Source organism: Rhodoferax sp. SPJ21 (assembly GCF_058216335.1).
On record NZ_JBYZMO010000001.1, the window covers coordinates 933,373 to 952,850 of the forward strand.

Sequence of the window (19,478 nt, forward strand, 5' to 3'; positions counted from 1 at the left end):
TCAAGCGTCCAGTCCCATGAATTTGCGCACGCGCTGCGTGGTGGCATCAAGCACGTCGGGTTGTCGAATTTGCTGCGGAGTCGCGTCCAGCTGGACCAGGCCGTTCTCCATGAATAGCACCCGGTCGGAGATGGCCAGAGCGAAGTCCATCTCGTGGGTCACGATCACCATGGTCATGCCCTCTTGCGCCAGGTCCTGGATCACCTTCAGCACCTCGCCCACCAACTCGGGGTCGAGTGCGGATGTGGGCTCGTCGAACAGCATCACATCCGGCGACATCGCCAGTGCACGGGCGATCGCCACGCGCTGCTGCTGTCCGCCGGAGAGCTGGTGCGGGTACTTCTGGTGGTGCGCCAGCAGGCCCACTTTGTCCAGCAGTTGCAGTGCACGGGTACGGCGCAGCGGCGCATCTGCGGGCTGCTGGTGGTAGCGCGGCGCCAGGCAGACGTTGTCCAGCACCGTCAGGTGCGGGAACAGGTTGAAATTCTGGAAGGCCATGCCTATACGGCTGATACCCTTGCGCACGCGGCTGCTTTCCAGCGGCTCATTGGCGTGGATATAGCTCTCGCCAAACAGGATGATCTCGCCCTGGTCAATCTTTTCCAGGCCGTTGATGGTGCGGATCAGCGATGTCTTGCCCGAGCCGGACGGCCCGATGATGGAAATCACCTCGCCCGCTGCCACCTGCAGCCCTATGCCCTTGAGCACCTGGTGTGGCCCGTAGGCCTTATGGATATTGCGCAGCTCCAGGGCAGCAGGCGTGCCGGCTGCGGCCACCACCGGCTGCAGCGCTACCGGGCCACCCAGCTCACCGCGCAGTGCGGTACACGCAGCGGCATCCAGGGTGACGGGCTGGCGGGAATGCAGGTCCAGCCGCTTCTCCAACCAGCTGAACAGGGTGCTGAAGATGGTGACCAGAAACACGTAGTACACGGCCACGGCCAGCAGGGTTTCCATCACCAGAAAGTTCTGCGAATACAGGCGCAGCCCGGTCATCAACAGCTCGGGCAGCGAGATCACCGAGACCAGCGAAGTCAGCTTGATGATGGTGACGTATTCGTTGATCAGCGTGGGCAGGGCGATACGGAAGGCCTGCGGAATCACGATCAGGCGCATGGCGCCAAAGCGGCCTATCGCCAGTGCCTTGCCGGCCTCGCGCTGGCCCTTGGCCACCGACAGCAGGCCACCACGATGGATCTCGGCCATATAGGCGGCCTCGGTCAGCACCATGGCCAACAGGCCGGCAAAAAACGGTTCACCAATGATGCTGCGGCTAGCCGGGAATATCTGCGGCAGATTGAACACAAAAACCACCAGCACCAGCAGCGGCACACTGCGGAATAGCCACACATAAAAGGCGGCCGCCGCGCTGATCCAGCGCGACTCGGCAACGCGAGCGCAGGCCACCAAAAAACCCAGCACCAGGCCCAGCCCCCAGGACAGCGAGCCCAGCTCGACCACCGTCACGCAGGCCCGCCAGAACACCCCCATGGAAAACAGAGAGAAGAAATACGGCCAATCCAATTCCATATACAGGCTCCAGCAGACGCACTAACGCCGTGCCACTCGGTTTAATTAATTACCCCCACGCTACAGACAGAACGCACTCCCGCCAGAAACACCGCAGAACTGGCTTTGCCAGGCTGCTGGTGTTGCCCCCTGCAAGGGGGTTGGCGAAAGACGCGCAGCGCTGCAGCCTGGGGGTGAGTCCTATTTCGACGCGACGGGTTCCAGGTCGTACTTCTTGATCAGCGCTGCGTATTCACCGCTGGCCTGGGCGGCGGCCAAGGCTTTCTCCAGCGACTGGTACAGGGCGGTATTGCCTTTCTTCACGTAGATGCCCAGGGTTTGTGGATAGACCAGCGCAGGCGAGCTGATGACGATGCGGTTCTTGCTGCGTTCTGCCAGCATCTTTGCGGCGCCGGCGATTTCCAGCTGGGCCTGGATGTTCTTCGACAGCAGCGCTTGCGAGGCTTCGGGCGCGGTGGGGAACTCGCTCACGACCACAGCCGGCTTGCCATTCGGCACGCAGTATTCGGTAGACAGCTTGGCCAGCGCCTTGACCCAGCTGGTGCCGGCTTGCAGGCCGACCTTCAGGCCGCACAGCTCTTGCTCTGTCTTCGGCGTTACGCCACCATCCTTGCCCACCATGATGGAAGCGCCGGTGCGGGCATAGGCAATCGCATCGGCCTGGGCGGTGCGCTCCGGCGTGATGTACATGCCAGAAATGACGGTATCGAACTGGCCGCTGCCCAGGCCCAGGATCAGGCTGGGGAACTTGGTGTCCACGAAAGCCGGCTTGGTCTTCATGTCCTTGCTCAGCATCTCGGCCACATCGGGGTCAAAGCCCACGACCTTGTCGCCTTGCCAGGATTCGAACGGTGGGTAGGTAATTTCCATGCCGACCTTGATCTGGCCGGGCACCAGGGTTTGGGCAAATGCAGCGGCCGGCAGCAAGGCTGCCAATGCCAGAGCCAACAGGCTGCGGTGCAGGGACGCGGTACGGATGGTTTTCATCATGGTGCTTAACTCCTGGGGTGGGTGGACAAACAACGGAAACAAAGCGGGGTTCAGCTGGTGGCCTGGGACTTCAGGTGACCGAAGCTATTGGGCTTCAGCGCACCTTCGGGCAAGGAAATTTCACCGGCCGCTACCTTGCGTTTGAGGTAGGTGTAGGTTTGCTGGGCCTGCGAATACATGTGGTCGCCGATCGATAGCTCGCTGTAGCTGGTGCTCGCAGATGCACGGGCAAACTGCGGCAGCGGGCGGATGCGCGTGTGGTAGTCACAGGCAAAGAACAGCGGGAAGGAATAGCGCTCGTGCTGTACCTTGCGCACGCGGTGCGAGGTGGCGGGAAACGCGCCGGCAGTCATCACCTCCAGCATGTCACCGATGTTGATCACAAAGGCCTCTTCACCTGCCTCGGAATATGGCGGCGCATCAACCCAGACGCCCTGGTCGTTCATCACCTCCAGGCCAGGCTGGTCGGCCAGCAGCAGGGTGAAGCACTCGTAATCGGTATGCGCACCAATGCCGGGCGCATCCACCGCCTCGGTGTCCACCGGGTAATGGATCAGGCGCAGCTTGGACGGTGGGCAGGTCACCATCGCCTCAAAGAAGTCTTCCGGCTGACCCAGCGACAAGGCAAAGCCGCGGAACAGCTGGCGACCTAGGGCAAATACCGCTGCGTAATAGCTGGCCACTGCGGCCTTGAAGCCGGGCAGATCTGGCCATTTGTTGTTGCCGATCAACGGCGTGCCGGCCAGCACCAGCGGGTGATCGTCTGGTGCTTCAAAACCGATGTCAAAGGCCTCTTTGTGGTCGGGCCGGCCTTTCGAGTACACCTCTTCGCCTTCGGGCACATAGCCCTTATGGCCCCAGGATTCGCCGATGTAGTAGCGCATCTTCCAATCCATCTGCTGGGCGAACAGCGTGCGGCTGGCCTCGCGCAGGCCGGCCACCAACTTTGCGTCGATGCCGTGGCCAACGATGTAGAAAAAGCCAACATCGCGCGCCGCCTCGCCCAGGGCATCGGCCACCGTCTGGCGCTGCGCCAGGCTGTCGCTGTACAGGCCGCTGATATTGATCACGGGCAAGGCCGTGAAATTGCGTTGTCCGGGTTGCATGCTCAGAGTCCTGCGGAGGTGTCGGGTTGGGAAATGTGGTGTTGCGACCAGCGCTGGAAGTGGCGTCTTTCTTCCAGCGCCATCCAGCGGTTGACCGACCACAGGTCAGCCACCGGGCTGCGGGTGTACGGCAGCAAATGCATATAACCATCCGGGCCGAACTCGGGGGTCAGCGTGGCCGTGGTGTAACCCTGGGCACGCTGCGCCGCCCAGATGGATTCCCAGAAGCGCTGATGGAATGCCAGCTCGTTGGCATACTCGGGCGCGGCCGGGTCAGGCACCTGAGGGCCTTGGGCGTAGGCCACACGTGCCTGGATGTGGTGCACGCGGTCAATGAAGGGCTGGAAGTAGTCCAGCGGGTCCTCCAGCAAGCGTTCGCACACCACCACCCAGTGACTGATGTCAGCGGTGTAGCGCAATTGGGGCAACTGGCGAACTATGTCCAGCGTAACCCAGGGGCTGTAAAGCGAGCTGGCACGGTGGGTCTCAAAAGTGCAGGCTATGCCTGCTGCGTCGGCCAGCGCTTGGGCCCGGCCCAGAAAGTCCACCTGGGCCGTCAAGGGCCAGCGGTCGTTGCCGGCCAGCAGGTTCACGAAACGGGGTGCGATGTCTGCCGCTGCATCAAAGGCGCGGGCCAGGTGCTGCAGATGCACCTCGGGGCCGTCCTGCTGGCGCGGGACGACATCGGCGCCGGTGAACACCGTGGCGATGTAGTCCAGCGCCTCGGCGCGCAAGGTATCGCGTAGCACACGCCGGGCCACCGCATCCAGGGGCAAGCGGGCTTCCAGGCCCGTGCAGCCGGCCTCGCGCAGCTGGGCCACGCAGGCTGCCATATCGGTGGTTGCACCCCAGGTGGAGCGAAAAATCTTGAGTTCCATCGTCGTATCTCAGCGGTACGCCACACCGGGCAACACGCACAGCATTTCGTAAAGCAAGTTCGCGGCCAGCTGCGAGGTGTTGCCGCTGAGGTCATAGGGTGGCGACACTTCCACCAGGTCGCCGCCAACCAGGTTCAGGCCCTTGCAGCCGCGCACAATTTCCAGCGCCTGGATGGCGGTGAGGCCGCCCACCTCGGGGGTGCCGGTGCCGGGGGCCCAGGCAGGGTCGATGCCGTCAATGTCAAAGCTGAGGTAGACCGGGCCGCTGCCGAGCTGGGTGCGCACCTCGGCCATCAGGGGCGCCAGCGACTGGTACCAGCACTGCTCGGCCTGCACTAGGCGAAAGCCCTGGTCCACGCCCCACTGGAAGTCGCCGCTGGAATAGCCCTGGGCGCGCTGGCCGATCTGCACCACGCGCTTGCAGTCCAGCAGGCCCTCTTCCACCGCGCGGCGGAAGGTGGTGCCGTGGGCGATCTTTTCGCCAAACATGTCGTCATTGGTATCGGTATGTGCATCCACATGCACCAGGCCTACCGGGCCGTGCTTGCGCGCAATGGCCCGCAGTATGGGCAGGGTGATGGTGTGGTCGCCGCCCAGCGTCAGCGGGATCACCGGGTGCTGCAACAGTTGGTCGTAGCTTTCCTCGATGATGCGCACCGACTCCAGCAGGTTGTAGGTATTGATGGCCACATCGCCAATATCGGCCACCGACAGCGAATCAAAGGGCGCCGCCCCGGTCGCCATGTTGTAGGGCCGGATCATCACCGACTCGGCGCGGATCTGGCGCGGCCCGAAGCGGGTACCGGCACGCAGCGAGGTGCCGATGTCCAGCGGCACGCCGATGAAGGCAGCGTCCAGGCCGGCGGCGCTGTCCATGGCGGGCAGGCGCATCATGGTGGAGCGACCGGCGAAGCGGGGCATCTCGTTGCCGCCCTGGGGCTGGTGGAAAACTTTGGACATCTCGCGGGGCCTTTGAAATTGGAAGCAAGGAACTGGCGTGATCTTTAGCTAGCCCTGGTTATGAAAAAATAGTAGAAAACAAATAATCAGTTTCAACTTTTCACAACTAAACAGCATGGCTACTACTCCTGGCACCGACTTCAAGCTGCTGCGCATCTTTGCCAGCGTGGCGCGCAACCAGGGCTTTGCCCGCGCCCAGCAGGAGCTGAACCTGACCACCTCGGCCATCAGCACCTATATGACCCAGCTGGAGGCCCAGGTGGGCTTCAGCCTGTGCCGGCGCGGGCGCGGTGGCTTTGCGCTGACACCCAAGGGCGAACTGCTGCTGTCCGAAACCCTGCGCCTGTTCGGCGAGCTGGAAGGTTTCGAGCGCTACGCCATGGCGCTCAAGGGCGACCTGGGCGGCACGCTGAAGATCGGCGTGATCGACACCACGGTAACCGACCCCGCCCTGCCGCTGGCCACGGCCATCGGCGTGTTCTCCGGCAAGTACCCCGGCATGCACCTGAGCCTGCTGATACGCAGCCCCTATGAGCTGCAAAAAGGGCTGCTGGACAACGAGCTGGACATGGCGGTGGGCTTCTTCCCCGCCAAGGCCAATGGCCTGATCTACCACCCGCTGTACCGCGAGCAGCAATGGCTGTACTGCAGCGACCGGCATCCCTGCTTCAGCCAGAGAGCGGTGAAGCCAACCTTTGTGTCCGAGCTGAACGTGGTCAGCCGCAGCTACTGGAGCCAGACCGAGCTGGGCCGCCACGGCTTCAAACGCAGCGTGGCCACGGTGGAGAGCATGGAGGCGCAGCTGATACTGATCTTGTCGGGCGGCTACATCGGCTACCTGCCCGAGCACTACGCCCAGTCCTGGGTGGAGCAAGGGCGGCTGAAGGTGCTGCTACCGGCCGAGTTCGGCTACCAGTCGCAGTTTTCGCTGGTGTACCGGCGTGGCCGCAGCCGCGAACTGCCGCTGCAGGCCATGCGCGAGCTGCTGCAGCCGGGTAAGCGCGTGGCCAAGGCCTGAGGCCACGCTATTTATTTCATAGCTACCTGCGCAGATAAATCCTGCGCCAGCGAGCTAAAAGGCTTGAAACTTCCGGCTAACGCAGATGCGGGTTCTGGCTAAACAGCTCGGCCGCCCAATCCACAAACGAACGTACCTTGGCACTCAGATGGCGGTTCGGCGGGTAGACCACATAGACCGGAATCGGCGGTACTTCCCAATCGGGTAAAACCTGCACCAGCGTGCCGTCCGCCAGGTGTGGTGCAGCCATGAAGGTCACCATCTGCGAAACGCCCAAGCCGGCCAGCGCCGCTGCCAGATAGGCGTTGCTCTCATTCACCGCGATGCGGTGGCTGCTGTCCAGCGCCAGCTGCACCCCGTCTTTGACAAACTCATTCGGCATCAGGCGGCCAGTGCGTGGCGAGAAAAAGTTGACCATGCGGTGGCCATCCTGCTCCAGCTCCTGCGGAGTCTGCGGCGCGCCGTAGCGGCGCAGGTAGTCGGGCGACACCACCGTCACAAACGGCAGAATGCCAATACGCCGAGCCACCAACGACTGGTCTTGCAGCTCGCCACCGCGTATCACGCAGTCCACGTTGTCGCCAATCAAGTCCACTGGCCGGTCGCTGACGCCCAGGTCCAGCTGGATGTCCGGGAAGCGCTCAAAAAAGGTGGACAAGGCCGGGATGATCAGCAGATTGGCCACAGACGAACCCACGTCCACCCGCAAACGCCCTTGCGGGTTGATCTGGGCATTGCCCATGCTGGCTTCCAGCTCGTCCAGATCGGCCAGCAGCCGGGAGGCACGCTCGTAGTAGGCGGCGCCATCGGGTGTAACGGACACGCGGCGCGTCGTGCGGTGCAGCAGCTTGACGCGCAGGCGCGACTCCAGATGCTGGATGTGCTTGGTGACCGTGGCCTTGGGCAGTGCCAGCGAGTCGGCGGCCTTGGTAAAAGTGCCTGCCTCCACCACCCGGGCAAAGACACGCATGGTCAGTATCTGGTCCATAGTCCTTTCTTGCTCTGGCTGGGTGCCGGAGCGCAGCGCATCTTCGCACGGTAAAGATGGCCTATTGTTGCTAGATTAGAAACAGAGAACTTGCCAAACCACGTCTTTATGCAATAAGCCATGCGCACTACATTACTTCACATTCCCGCACTACCTGCGACTAACTAAACACACCACCATGGTCCCCCGCCCAGCAACCACCCGGCCCGCACAGCCCACCGAAAGCAACGCCTGCATCGCGCTGCCGCAGCGGCCTGCGGTGGATGTGCGCATGTACGGCAAGCGCGTACCCGGTGGCGCCGCACCGCTGGTGTTGCACTTCCATGGCGGTGCCTTTGTGGCGGGTGGCCTGGACAACGGCGCCACGGTGGCCCGGCTGTTGGCCAGCGCTGGCGCGGTGGTGGTCTCCCTGGCCTACCCACTGGCGCCCGCCAGTCCGTTTCCACAGGGTGTGGAGGTGGGCTACGACACGCTGGCATGGGTCTACAAACACCGCGTGAAATTGGCCGGCCAAGGCGCCCGCCTGTTCCTGGCCGGTGAAGAAGCCGGTGGCAACCTGGCTGCCGCCGTGGCCATGGTGGCACGCGACCGCGCCCAGCCGCCGCTGGCAGGGCAGATTCTGCTGTCACCCATGCTCGACCCTTGCGTGGGAACGGCATCGCTACGCGCCAGCACCGGTGCCGCTACCGGCTGCAAATGGGCCGATGGCTGGCAGCAGTACCTGCGCTGCCCGATGGACGCCGAACACCCCTACGCCGTACCCGGCGTGGCCCGCCGCCTGGCCGACCTGCCTCCCACCCTGGTGCTCAGCGGTGCAGACGACCCCATGCGCGACGAAGCCCGCGCCTACGCCGAGCGGCTGCGCAGTGCTGGCATTACAGCCAGCTTCAACCTGGTGACCAATGCCAAAGGCTGGCCCGATGCCTTGTACACCCCGCTGACCGCTGAATGCCCTTGCGCAGCAGACTTGAAGCAACAGTTCCGCGCCTTCTTCGAAGCCACGCTGCCACCCCAGAAGCCCAGCGCCGACCAGCCCAGAAGCTGTTGACGCCGCTGCACTAAACCACCCTGCTCTGTAGCCCCCCTTTTTCCCGGCCCTGTGGGTCCGGGCGGGCCGCCGCATGGCCCAACGCTTTTTCCATCCTCTCTGAAAGACACTTATGAGCTCCAAAACCGCCTTCCCCCTGCGCAGCACACTGTGGACTGCCGCCGTTTCCGTGACCGCTGTGGCAGCGGCCGCCGCCATCGTCTTCGGCCTGCAAAGTACCCCGGCCGAAGCCGGCCTGTCACCGGCAGCGCCACAGGCCATTCCGGTCTCGGTCGCTACCGTGACCGAGAGCCAGGTCAACGCCTGGAGCGAGTTCTCGGGCCGGTTGGAAGCCGTGCAGCGGGTAGACATCCGCTCCCGCGTGGCTGGCGCGGTGCAGTCTGTGCATTTCCGCGAAGGCGCGCTGGTGAAACAGGGTGATCTGCTGTTCACCATCGACCCCGCCCCGTATGCCGCCGAGGTGGACCGCAGCGATGCCCAGCTGGCCGCCGCCCAGGCCCGCGTATCGCAGGCCAACAGCGAATTCGAACGCTCCAAGCGCCTGTGGGACGAACACGCCATCGCCCAACGCGAGCTGGACGAGCGCGGCAACAGCCTGCGTGAAGCCCAGGCCAATCTGCGCGCCGCCCAGGCTGGCCTGCAAACCACCCGCCTGAACCTGGACTACACCCAGGTGCGTGCGCCGGTGTCGGGCCGCGTCGGCAAGCTGGAAGTGACCGCGGGCAACCTGGTGGCCGCAGGCCCCGGCGCACAAGTGCTGACCACGCTGGTTTCCATCAGCCCCATCTACGCCAGCTTTGACGCCGACGAGCGCGTGATTGCCCGCGCGCTGAAAGACCTGAACGGCCCGCACGGTACGCGTGGCATTGAGAGCATTCCCGTGCAGATGGGCACGGCCGCCACCAGCGACACGCCCTTCACCGGCAAGCTGCAGCTGGTGGACAACCAGGTGGACGCCAAGAGCGGCACGGTGCGCACCCGCGCCGTGTTCGATAACAAGGACGGCAGCCTGATGCCCGGCCAGTTCGCCCGCGTGCGCATGGGCCAGACCCAGACTGAGACCGCGCTGCTGGTGAACGAGCGTGCCGTGGGCACCGATCAGGACAAGAAATTTGTGATGGTGGTCGGCAAAGACAACACCGTGGCCTACCGCGAGGTGACGCTGGGTGCATCGGTGAACGGCCTGCGCGTGGTCAGCAAGGGGCTGGTCGCCGGTGAAAAGCTGGTCGTCAACGGCCTGCAGCGGGTGCGCCCCGGGGCGCTGGTGGAGCCCCAACTGGTACCCATGAATGGCAAGCCCGAAGCCCAAGCAAAAGCCGGGGCGGCAACCCAGTCCTGATCGGAATCTTCAGAGAACAACCCCATGAATTTGTCTAAATTTTTCATCGACCGACCGATCTTCGCGGGCGTGCTGTCGCTGCTGATGCTGATCGCCGGCCTGATCGCGCTACGCAGCCTGCCGATTTCGGAGTACCCCGAAGTCGCGCCGCCCTCGGTGGTGGTACGCGCCCAGTACCCGGGCGCCAACCCCAAGGTGATCGCCGAAACCGTGGCAACGCCGCTGGAAGAAAGCATCAACGGCGTGGAAGGCATGCTCTACATGGGCAGCCAGGCCACGACCGATGGCGTGATGACGCTGACAGTCACCTTCAAGCTCGGCACCGACCCCGACAAGGCCCAGCAACTGGTGCAGAACCGCGTATCGCAAGCCGAGCCGCGCCTGCCAGAAGAAGTGCGCCGCCTGGGTGTGACCACGGTCAAGAGCGCACCCGACCTGACCATGGTGGTGCACCTGGCTTCGCCCAACAAGCGCTACGACATGAACTACCTGCGCAACTACGCAGTGCTGAATGTGAAAGACCGCTTGGCGCGCATCCAGGGCGTGGGCCAGGTGCAGATATTTGGCGGTGGTGACTATTCCATGCGCGTCTGGCTGGACCCGCAAAAGGTGGCGCAACGCGGCCTGTCGGCCAGCGACGTGGTGGCGGCCATCCGTGGACAAAACGTACAAGCGGCGGCCGGCGTGGTGGGTGCATCGCCCGGCTTGGCTGGTGTGGACATGCAGCTGTCGATCAACGCCCAAGGCCGTTTGCAAAGCGAAGAAGAGTTTGGCGACATCATCGTCAAGACCGGTGCCGACGGTGCCATCACCCGCCTGCGCGACATTGGCCGGCTGGAAATGGGTGCGGCCGACTATTCGCTGCGCTCGCTGCTGAACAACGACCCGGCCGTCGGCATGGGCGTGTTCCAGGCGCCAGGCTCGAATGCGCTGGACATCTCGGCCAATGTGCGCAATACCATGGACGAGCTGCAGAAGAATATGCCCGAGGGCGTGGAGTTCCGCATCGCCTACGACCCCACGCAGTTCGTGCGGGCCTCGATTGAGTCGGTGGTGCACACCCTGCTGGAAGCCGTGCTGCTGGTGGTGCTGGTGGTGATTCTGTTTCTGCAAACCTGGCGCGCCTCCATCATTCCATTGCTGGCCGTGCCGGTGTCGGTGGTGGGTACGTTTGCGGTGCTGCACATCCTGGGCTTTTCGATCAACGCCCTGAGCTTGTTCGGCCTGGTGCTGGCCATCGGTATCGTGGTGGACGACGCCATCGTGGTGGTGGAAAACGTGGAGCGCAATATCGAGGCCGGCCTGAGCCCGCGCGACGCCACCTACAAGGCCATGCGTGAGGTGTCTGGCCCCATCATCGCCATCGCCCTGGTGCTGGTGGCGGTGTTCGTGCCGCTGGCCTTCATCAGCGGTTTGACGGGCCAGTTCTACAAGCAGTTCGCGGTGACGATTGCCATCTCCACGGTGATCTCGGCCATCAACTCGCTGACCCTGTCGCCGGCCCTCGCCGCCCTGCTGCTACGCGGCCACGATGCGCCCAAAGACGCGTTGACGCGCGGCATGGACAAGGCGCTGGGCTGGCTGTTCCGCGGCTTCAACCGCTTCTTCCACCGGGGCTCGGAAGCCTATAGCGGCGGCGTGAAGCGCGTCATCGGCCGCAAGGCCCTGATGATGGTGATGTACCTGGTGCTGATCGCCGTGACCTTTGGCCTGTTCAAGGCCGTGCCCAACGGCTTTGTGCCCGCGCAGGACAAGCAGTACCTGATCGGCTTCGCCCAGCTGCCCGACGGCGCCACGCTGGACCGCACCGAGGACGTGATCAAACGCATGGGCGAGATCGTCAAGAAGAACCCGAACGTGGAAGACGCCATCGCCTTCCCCGGCCTGTCGATCAACGGCTTCACCAACAGCTCGAACTCGGGCATCGTGTTCGCCACGCTCAAGCCTTTTGAGCAACGTAAGCGCGCCGACCAAAGTGGCGGCGCCGTGGCAGGCCAGCTGAACCAGGCTTTCGGCAGCATCCAGGACGCCTTCATCGTGATGTTCCCGCCACCGCCCGTGGCCGGCCTGGGCACCACCGGCGGCTTCAAGCTGCAACTGGAAGACCGTGGCTCGCTGGGCTACGACGAGATGGACAAGGCCGTGAAAGCCTTCATGGCCAAGGCCTACCAGACGCCCGAACTGGCCGGCATGTTCACCAGCTGGCAGGTCAACGTGCCGCAGCTGTATGCCGACATTGACCGCACCAAGGCCCGCCAGCTGGGTGTGCCGGTGACCGACATCTTCGACACCATGCAGATCTACCTGGGTAGCCTGTACGCCAACGACTTCAACAAGTTTGGCCGCACCTACACCGTGCGGGTACAGGCCGATGCGCCCTACCGCGCACGCGCCGAGGATGTGGGCCTGCTGAAGGTGCGCTCAACCACCGGCGAGATGGTGCCGCTGTCGGCCTTGATGAAGGTCAATTCGAGCTTCGGCCCGGAACGCGCCATGCGCTACAACGGCTACCTGGCCGCCGACATCAACGGTGGACCAGCCCCCGGATTTTCATCCGGCCAGGCGCAGGACGCCATCAACCGCATCGCCGCCGAGACCCTGCCCAAGGGCGTGGGCTACGAGTGGACCGAGCTGACCTACCAGGAAATCCTGGCCGGCAATTCCGCCCTGCTGGTGTTCCCGCTGGCCATCCTGCTGGTGTTCCTGGTGCTGGCCGCGCAGTATGAAAGCCTGACGCTGCCGCTGGCCATCATCCTGATCGTGCCCATGGGCATCCTGGCCGCGATGACCGGCGTGTGGATACACGGTGGGGACAACAATGTGTTCACCCAGATCGGGCTGATCGTGCTGGTGGGGCTGAGCGCCAAGAACGCCATCCTGATCGTCGAATTCGCCCGCGAGCTGGAGTTTGAAGGCCGCACACCGGTGCAGGCCGCCATCGAAGCCAGCCGCCTGCGCTTGCGCCCCATTCTGATGACCTCGCTGGCCTTCATCATGGGCGTGCTGCCCCTGGTGCTGTCCACCGGTGCGGGCGCAGAAATGCGCTCGGCCATGGGTGTGGCGGTGTTCGCCGGAATGATTGGCGTGACGGCCTTTGGCCTGTTCCTGACGCCGGTGTTCTATGTGCTGATGCGCCGCCTGGCCGGCAACCGGGCCCTGAAACACCACGGCGAAGTCGGCCACATCGAAACGGCTGTGCCCGCCCTGCCCACGCTGCCGCATGGCGGTGGTGGCTCGGCCCGCCCACTGCCCGCCGCGCCACTGTAAGAACGGAGAAACACCATGAAACTTTTGAACCATGCACTGGCACCGCTGCTAGCCGCCCTGGTGCTGGCTGGTTGTGCCAGCGTCCCTGCGGTGGACCCGGTTGCCATCGCCGCCGCGCCTGCGGCCTTCAAAGAAGGCGCGCAGTGGACGGCCCTGAGCCCGGCCGAAGCCCGCGACCGCGGCACCTGGTGGAAGGCTTTTGCCGACCCCACGCTGGACACGCTGGTAGAGCGTGCCAGCCTGCACAACACCGGCATTGCCGAAGCCGCCGCCCGCCTGGCCCAGGCCCAGGCACTGCTAAAAAGTAGCCAGGCCGACAAGTCGGTACAGCTGGGCTTGGGTACCGGAGCCACCCGCCAGGCTGGTGCCAACACCACCAACGGCAGTGTGCCCAGCACCCTGGTCACGGCCAGCGCACAGCTGTCGTACGAGGTGGACCTGTTCGGCAAGCTGGCGCGCGCCACCGACGCCGCCAGTCTGGACGCCCAGGCCCGCGCCGCGCTGCTACAGAGCACGCGTCTGCTGGTGCAGGCGAATGTGGCGCAAACCTATCTGGCGCTGCGGGCGCTGGACACCGAGCGTGCCCTGGTGCGCGCCACGGTAGATGCCTACCAGGACACGCTGCAGCTGACGCAAAGCCGCTTTCGCGCCGGTGATGTGGCCGAGCTGGAAGTAGTGCGCGTGCAGACCGAAGTAGCCGCTACCGAGTCCGATGCCCTGGCGCTGGACCGCCAGCGCGCCACGCTGGAACATGCGCTGGCCGTGCTGGTGGGCGACGCGGCGCCCAGCTTCCACCTGGAGTCGGCCGACTGGCGCACCGCGCTGCCGGTGATACCCGCTGGCGTGCCCGGCACGGTGCTGGCGCGCCGGCCCGACGTAGCCGCCGCACAGAGCAATCTGCTTGCAGCGCAGGCCCGCGTGGGCGTGGCGCAGACGGCCTGGTTCCCCAGCGTGTCGCTAACCGCAGCCGGCGGCTATGCATCGCCCGAACTCGGCGACGTGTTCAAGTGGTCGGCCCGCGCCTGGGGCATCGGCGCTTTGCTGTCGGTACCGCTGCTGGACGGCGGCCGGCGCGAAGCCGGCGTGCAGGCCGCCAACGCCCAGTTGGATGGCGCCACCGCCCAGTACCGTGGCCAGGTGCTGACCGCTTTCCAGGAGGTGGAAGACCAGCTCGCCGCGCTGCGCCTGCTGGACCAGCAAGCCCAGGCGCAGGGGCGCGCGGTGGCATCGGCCAGCCGGGCCACGGTGCTGTCGTATTCGCGCTACCGCAACGGCCTGGTCAGCCAGCTGGACCTGCTGGAAGCGCGCCGCAGCGAGCTGCTCAACCGCCGCCAGGCCCTGGGTGTGCGCTCGGCCCAGTACCAGGCCACGGTGGGGCTGGTGCGTGCCCTCGGCGGTGGCTGGGATGCGCCAGAAAAGTCTGTCGTGGAAGTCGCGCCGCGGGTGCTGGCGAAGACGCTGTAGGCCCCAGCATTTAAACAAAACAAGGCTGTAGCGCAATAAATACCTGCGCTAGCAGCTATCAAATAAGTAGCAAAATGAATCCATCTGCATCCACCACCGCCACACACGGCCTGGCCGGCCAAAGCCCGCCTGCCCTGGCCCGCAACTGGCTGGCCGTAGGCTCCATCGCCGTGGGCACTTTCGCGATGGTGACCACCGAGTTCCTGCCCGTAGGCCTGCTGACCGATATCGCGGCAGACCTGCAGGTGTCGGTAGGCCACGCCGGCCTGATGGTCACCGTGCCGGGCCTGGTCGCGGCCGTGGCCGGGCCGGCGCTGATCGTCGCCTCGGGCCGGCTGGACCGCCGCCTGGTGATGATCGCCCTGACCGTGCTGCTGACCCTGGTCAACCTGGTCGGCGCGCTGGCGCCCAGCTTTGGCGTGACGCTGGTCGCGCGGGTGCTGCTGGGCATCTGCGTGGGTGGCTTCTGGACCTTTGCGCCGGGTATAGGCACGCAGCTGGTGCCGGCCGCCTCGCAAGCGCGGGCCATGGCCATCATCCTGGCGGGTATTTCGGTGGGCACGGTGGCGGGCGTGCCGGCCGGTGCACTGCTGGGCAGCCTGGCCGGTTGGCGCAGCGCCTTTGCCACGACGGCAGTGCTGGCCGCGCTGGTGACGCTGGCCCAGTGGTGGCTGCTGCCGGCCCTGCCCGCCGCGCGCGCCCTGCGTGCGGCAGACCTGCTCAAGCCGCTGCGGCTACCCATGGCGCAGGTCGGCCTGGTAGCCATAGCCTTCTTGATACTGGGGCACTTTGCCGCCTACACCTACCTCAAGCCGCTGCTGGAAAAGGTCTTCGGGCTGGAGCCCGCCATGGTGGCCGTCTTGCTGCTGGTCTACGGAGTGGTGGGCATTGCCGGCAACTTCATCGGCGGCAAGCTGGTGGCGTGGAACCTGCGCCTGGCCTTGATTGCGCCGGCTGCCCTGCTGGGAATGGCATTGCTAGCGGCAGCCATCAGCGGGCCCGGCGCCGTCAGCGCCGACATGGTGGTGGCCGCCTGGGGCCTGGCTTTTGGCGCGCTGCCGGTGGCGCTGACCGCCTGGATGATCCAGGCCGTGCCCGACGCACCCGACGCCGGCCAGGCCGTGCTGGTCAGCGTGTTCCAGATCGCCCTGGCCAGCGGGGCATTGCTGGGCGGGTGGGCGGTAGATGGCTACGGCGTGCCCAGCGCCATGGTGCTGGGTGGAGCCATGGCCTGGGCTGCAGCAGGCGTGCTGGGCCTGTTTGGCCGCCGGGCGTCCGGCCTCTAAACACCGGGTGCTTTACACGGGTGTCACACCTGGGTGTAAAAATGCTGCAATGCAAGATCGAATCCAAACCCTGGGCGAGGAGATCGCCAACAGCGTGAGCCACGGCGTGGGCCTGCTGGCGGCCTTGGTGGCCGCACCATTTTTAATCGTGGCGGCCAGCCAGCTATCCGCCGCCAACCTGGTGGGCGCCATCGTCTTCGCCGTGACCATGGTGCTGCTGTACGCCGCCTCCACGCTGTACCACGCGCTGCCGCAGGGCCCGGCAAAGCGTGTGTTCATGAAGCTGGACCACGGCGCCATCTACCTCTTCATTGCCGGCAGCTACACGCCGTTCGCGCTGGGCGCCTTGTCCGGCCCCTGGGGCTGGACGCTGTTTGGCCTGGTGTGGTCGATGGCGGTGATGGGCGTGGTCTTGAAATCCTTCAACCGCCTGACGCACCCCTGGCTGTCCACCGGCCTGTACCTGGCCATGGGCTGGCTGGTACTGATTGCTGCGGTGCCACTGGTGCAAAACGTGCCCACCATGGGCATTGCGCTACTGGTGGCCGGCGGCCTGGCCTACACCCTGGGTGTGGTGTTCTTTGCACTGGACCACAAGGTGCGCTACGCCCACGCCGTGTGGCACGCCTTTGTGGTTGCCGGCACCGGCTTCCACTTCTTTGCCGTCCTCAACTACTCTTCTTAAATAAAAAGAGCTGCCAGCGCAGGTATTACCTGCGCTGGCAGCTCTTAATTTAATAGCATCAGCCGTTGCGACGGGCGGATGCCAGGCGCTTCACCACCGTGACCAAGAGGTCGATCTCGGCAAAGGTGTTGTAGAAGGCCAGCGACGGCCGTACCGTGGTCTCGACACCCATGCGCCGCAGGATAGGCTGGGCGCAGTGGTGGCCGGTGCGCACGGCAATGCCCTCCTCGTTCAAGGCCTTGCCAACCTCTTCGGTGCTGTAGCCGGCCAGAGTGAAGGACATCACACTGGCTTTGTCGGCTGCGGTACCGATCAGGCGCACGCCGGGAATCGCACCCAGCTGCTGCATGCCGTAGACCAGCAACTCGTGCTCGTAGCGGGCGATGTTCTCGATACCCACCTTGTTCACGTAGTCGATGGCTGCGCCCAGACCCACCGCGTCGGCAATGTTGCCAGTGCCGGCCTCGAACTTGTTCGGGATCGGCTGGAACACGGTTTTCTCGAAGGTCACGTCGGCAATCATGTTGCCGCCGCCCTGCCAGGGAGGCATGTCTTCCAGCACCTCGCGCTTGCCCCAGACCACGCCGATGCCGGTCGGGCCGAACACCTTGTGGCCGGAGAACACGAAGAAGTCGGCGCCGATGTCCTGCACGTCCACCCGCATGTGCGAGATCGACTGCGCGCCATCGACCAGCGCCTTGGCGCCAGCGCGGTGCGCCAGTTCCACGATCTCCTTCACCGGCACCACGGTACCGAGTGCGTTCGACACTTGCGTTACGGCGACGATCTTGGTGCGGTCATTCAGCAGCTTGCGGTACTCGTCCAGCAGCACCTGGCCCTTGTCGTCCACCGGAATCACGCGCAGCTTGGCGCCCTTGGCGGCAGCCAGCTGCTGCCAGGGCACGATGTTGGCGTGGTGCTCCAGATTCGACACGATGATCTCGTCGCCCTCGCCCACATGCTGGCCGCCCCAGCTCTTGGCCACCAGGTTGATGGCCTCGGTGGTGCCGCGCACGAAGATCACCTCGTTCACGTCCGGCGCATTGATGAACTTCTTCACCCGCTCCCGTGCGCCTTCGTAGGCGTCGGTGGCGCGGGCGGCCAGTTCATGGGCAGCGCGGTGGATGTTCGAGTTCTCGTGCTCGTAGAAGTAGGCTATGCGGTCGATCACCGACTGCGGCTTGTGCGTGGTGGCGGCGTTGTCGAACCACACCAGCTGCTTGCCGTTAACCCGCTCCTGCAGGATGGGGAAATCGCGGCGTACGGCGTTGATGTCGAACGCTGGGTGCGCCGAGCCGGCATACGGAGGTACATCGTTACGGCCCGCTTTGGCGGGGGTGACATAGCCGTTGGGCAAGGTCACCGCATCGACAAAGTAGAACGCCGGCGTGGTCTGCGGCACCGGAGGCGTGGGCAAAGCAGCGGGCCGCGCTGCATCGCTGGGCGGTGCAAACGGCAAGCGGCTCAAGGCATCCAGGCTGGAGCCACTGTCTGGCGCCGACGGCGCAGGATGGCCAATGTCAGGACTCAGAAAGTAGTACGGCGAAGCGCTGGGCACAGCACTAGGCAAAGCCTCTGGCACACCCAGGGCGGCACCGCCGATACGTGGCTCGTAAGCCGGTAACTCGCTAACCACCCGGTCAGGCAGGCCGTTACCGGCCTGGGCATGCGGCTGCAAAGCCGGTGCCCGGTTTGCCAGGCTGAGTACCGAGCCGGGCGACGCGGGAATCAGATTGATGCCCGGAACCTGGCCGATCGGAATCGGCGTACCCGGCACACCAGGGCCGAAGCCGGCCGGACTGGCCAGCGGCGACCCAGCAGGCGCGAAATTGCCTGGCGCTTGCACGCCCGGCAAACTTGCCAAGGCAGGCGACTCACCCGGCAGGGCAGAGAACAGCGCAGTCGCCATGCGGGCCAGCGTGGCCGGGTCGGGCAGGCCCGCTGGCAACGAGGGTTGGGGAACAACGGTAGTCATAGTGACAGCACCGCTTTACTTGTAGGTGTCCGGATAGTCGTGGTACTTGCCGATTTCGACGTCGTCCAGCACGGCCAGTGCATCGGTGGTCAGCACCGCCAGCGAGCAGTACAACGAGATCAGGTAGGAGGCAATCGCCTGGTCGTTGATACCCATGAAGCGCACCGACAGGCCAGGAGCCTGCTCGCCTGGCAGGCCGGGCTGGAACAGACCCACCACGCCTTGGCGCTTGTCGCCCACGCGCAGCAGCAAAATCTTGCTCTTGCCGTCGGCAACAGGCACCTTGTTCGACGGGATCAGCGGAATGCCGCGCCAGGTGATGAACTGCGAACCGAACAGGCTGACGGTGGGCGGTGGCGTGCCACGGCGCGTAGCTTCACGGCCAAAGGCGGCGATAGCCAAGGGGTGGGCCAGGAAGAAAGCGGGTTCTTTCCACACTTTGGTCAGCAGTTCGTCCAGGTCGTCGGGCGTAGGTGCGCCGGTCAGCGGGAAGATGCGCTGCTCGTCGGTCACCTGGGCCAGCAGGCCGTAGTCGGGGTTGTTGATAAGTTCGCTTTCCTGGTTTTCCTTGATGGTCTCGATAGTCAGGCGCAGCTGTTCCTTGATCTGGTCATGCGGGCTGCTGTACAGGTCAGAGATGCGGGTGTGCACATCGAGGATGGTGCTCACGGCATTCAGGAAGTACTCGCGCGGCTGCTCTTCGTAATCCACAAAGGTGCGGGGCAGCTGGTTTTCCGACTGGCGGGCGGTGCAGGTGACCTTGATGGACTCGGCGTTCTTCACCTTGTTCAGGCGGTAGATACCGGCCTCCACCGGCGTCCACTGCAGCAGATGCGTCAGCCAGCGCGGCGAGATGGTTTCCAGCTGGGGCGCGGTTTTGGTCGCGTTGGCTAGCTGGCGCGCGGCGTTGTCGCCGAGGGTACTGAGGTTCACACTGCTCATGA

Annotated in this window: 15 protein-coding genes; 7 read left to right on the forward strand and 8 right to left on the reverse strand. The window is 64.7% G+C overall.

The window, feature by feature from the left end; all coding sequences use genetic code 11:
* From AC4BBN_RS04180 to speB, 5 genes are all read right to left on the reverse strand, one after another.
* Positions 1–1,530, reverse strand: coding sequence for an amino acid ABC transporter permease/ATP-binding protein (locus tag AC4BBN_RS04180; RefSeq protein ID WP_490590691.1), 1,530 nt, complete (start codon positions 1,528–1,530; stop codon positions 1–3).
* A gap of 180 nt (positions 1,531–1,710) precedes the next feature.
* A complete protein-coding gene (locus tag AC4BBN_RS04185; protein WP_490590692.1) occupies positions 1,711–2,520 on the reverse strand; it encodes a transporter substrate-binding domain-containing protein in 810 nt (269 codons plus the stop codon).
* A 50-nt stretch (positions 2,521–2,570) separates the two neighbouring features.
* Entirely contained in the window at positions 2,571–3,626 is a 1,056-nt protein-coding gene (locus tag AC4BBN_RS04190) for an isopenicillin N synthase family dioxygenase (protein ID WP_490590693.1), read from the reverse strand.
* Between the two features lie 2 nt (positions 3,627–3,628).
* A complete protein-coding gene (locus AC4BBN_RS04195; protein WP_490590694.1) occupies positions 3,629–4,504 on the reverse strand; it encodes a sugar phosphate isomerase/epimerase family protein in 876 nt (291 codons plus the stop codon).
* A 9-nt stretch (positions 4,505–4,513) separates the two neighbouring features.
* Positions 4,514–5,464, reverse strand: a complete 951-nt coding sequence (gene speB, locus AC4BBN_RS04200; protein ID WP_490590695.1) for an agmatinase — start codon at positions 5,462–5,464, stop codon at positions 4,514–4,516.
* A gap of 115 nt (positions 5,465–5,579) precedes the next feature.
* Here speB and AC4BBN_RS04205 point away from each other — a divergent pair, with 115 nt between their 5' ends.
* Complete coding sequence (locus AC4BBN_RS04205; protein WP_490590696.1) at positions 5,580–6,482, forward strand: LysR family transcriptional regulator; 903 nt, start codon at positions 5,580–5,582, stop codon at positions 6,480–6,482.
* Between the two features lie 76 nt (positions 6,483–6,558).
* Here AC4BBN_RS04205 and AC4BBN_RS04210 read toward each other — a convergent pair whose 3' ends face one another.
* On the reverse strand, positions 6,559–7,470 hold the full coding sequence (locus AC4BBN_RS04210; protein ID WP_490590697.1) for a LysR family transcriptional regulator: 912 nt from the start codon (positions 7,468–7,470) through the stop codon (positions 6,559–6,561).
* Between the two features lie 178 nt (positions 7,471–7,648).
* Between AC4BBN_RS04210 and AC4BBN_RS04215 the strand changes: the two genes are divergently transcribed.
* The 6 genes from AC4BBN_RS04215 (at position 7,649) to trhA (ending at position 16,559) form a co-directional block, all read left to right on the forward strand.
* Complete coding sequence (locus tag AC4BBN_RS04215; protein ID WP_490590698.1) at positions 7,649–8,518, forward strand: alpha/beta hydrolase; 870 nt, start codon at positions 7,649–7,651, stop codon at positions 8,516–8,518.
* A 112-nt stretch (positions 8,519–8,630) separates the two neighbouring features.
* Positions 8,631–9,857 carry an efflux RND transporter periplasmic adaptor subunit gene (locus AC4BBN_RS04220; protein ID WP_490590699.1) on the forward strand — a complete coding sequence of 409 codons (1,227 nt, stop codon included), beginning with the start codon at positions 8,631–8,633 and terminating at the stop codon, positions 9,855–9,857.
* A 24-nt stretch (positions 9,858–9,881) separates the two neighbouring features.
* Positions 9,882–13,124 carry an efflux RND transporter permease subunit gene (locus tag AC4BBN_RS04225; protein WP_490590700.1) on the forward strand — a complete coding sequence of 1,081 codons (3,243 nt, stop codon included), beginning with the start codon at positions 9,882–9,884 and terminating at the stop codon, positions 13,122–13,124.
* A 15-nt stretch (positions 13,125–13,139) separates the two neighbouring features.
* The gene (locus AC4BBN_RS04230; RefSeq protein ID WP_490590701.1) at positions 13,140–14,588 is read left to right on the forward strand and encodes an efflux transporter outer membrane subunit; all 1,449 of its coding nucleotides are present in this window, start codon (positions 13,140–13,142) and stop codon (positions 14,586–14,588) included.
* A 74-nt stretch (positions 14,589–14,662) separates the two neighbouring features.
* On the forward strand, positions 14,663–15,874 hold the full coding sequence (locus AC4BBN_RS04235; protein ID WP_490590702.1) for an MFS transporter: 1,212 nt from the start codon (positions 14,663–14,665) through the stop codon (positions 15,872–15,874).
* A gap of 49 nt (positions 15,875–15,923) precedes the next feature.
* Complete coding sequence (gene trhA / locus AC4BBN_RS04240) at positions 15,924–16,559, forward strand: PAQR family membrane homeostasis protein TrhA (RefSeq protein WP_490590703.1); 636 nt, start codon at positions 15,924–15,926, stop codon at positions 16,557–16,559.
* Positions 16,560–16,617: 58 nt separating this feature from the next.
* Here the strand turns inward: trhA and AC4BBN_RS04245 are convergent, their stop codons facing one another.
* Both AC4BBN_RS04245 and AC4BBN_RS04250 read right to left on the reverse strand, forming a co-directional pair.
* Positions 16,618–18,534, reverse strand: coding sequence for a family 2A encapsulin nanocompartment cargo protein cysteine desulfurase (locus AC4BBN_RS04245; protein ID WP_490590704.1), 1,917 nt, complete (start codon positions 18,532–18,534; stop codon positions 16,618–16,620).
* A gap of 15 nt (positions 18,535–18,549) precedes the next feature.
* Positions 18,550–19,476: a family 2A encapsulin nanocompartment shell protein gene (locus AC4BBN_RS04250; RefSeq protein WP_490590705.1), complete on the reverse strand. Its 927-nt coding sequence runs from the start codon at positions 19,474–19,476 to the stop codon at positions 18,550–18,552.
* Positions 19,477–19,478 lie beyond the last annotated feature (2 nt).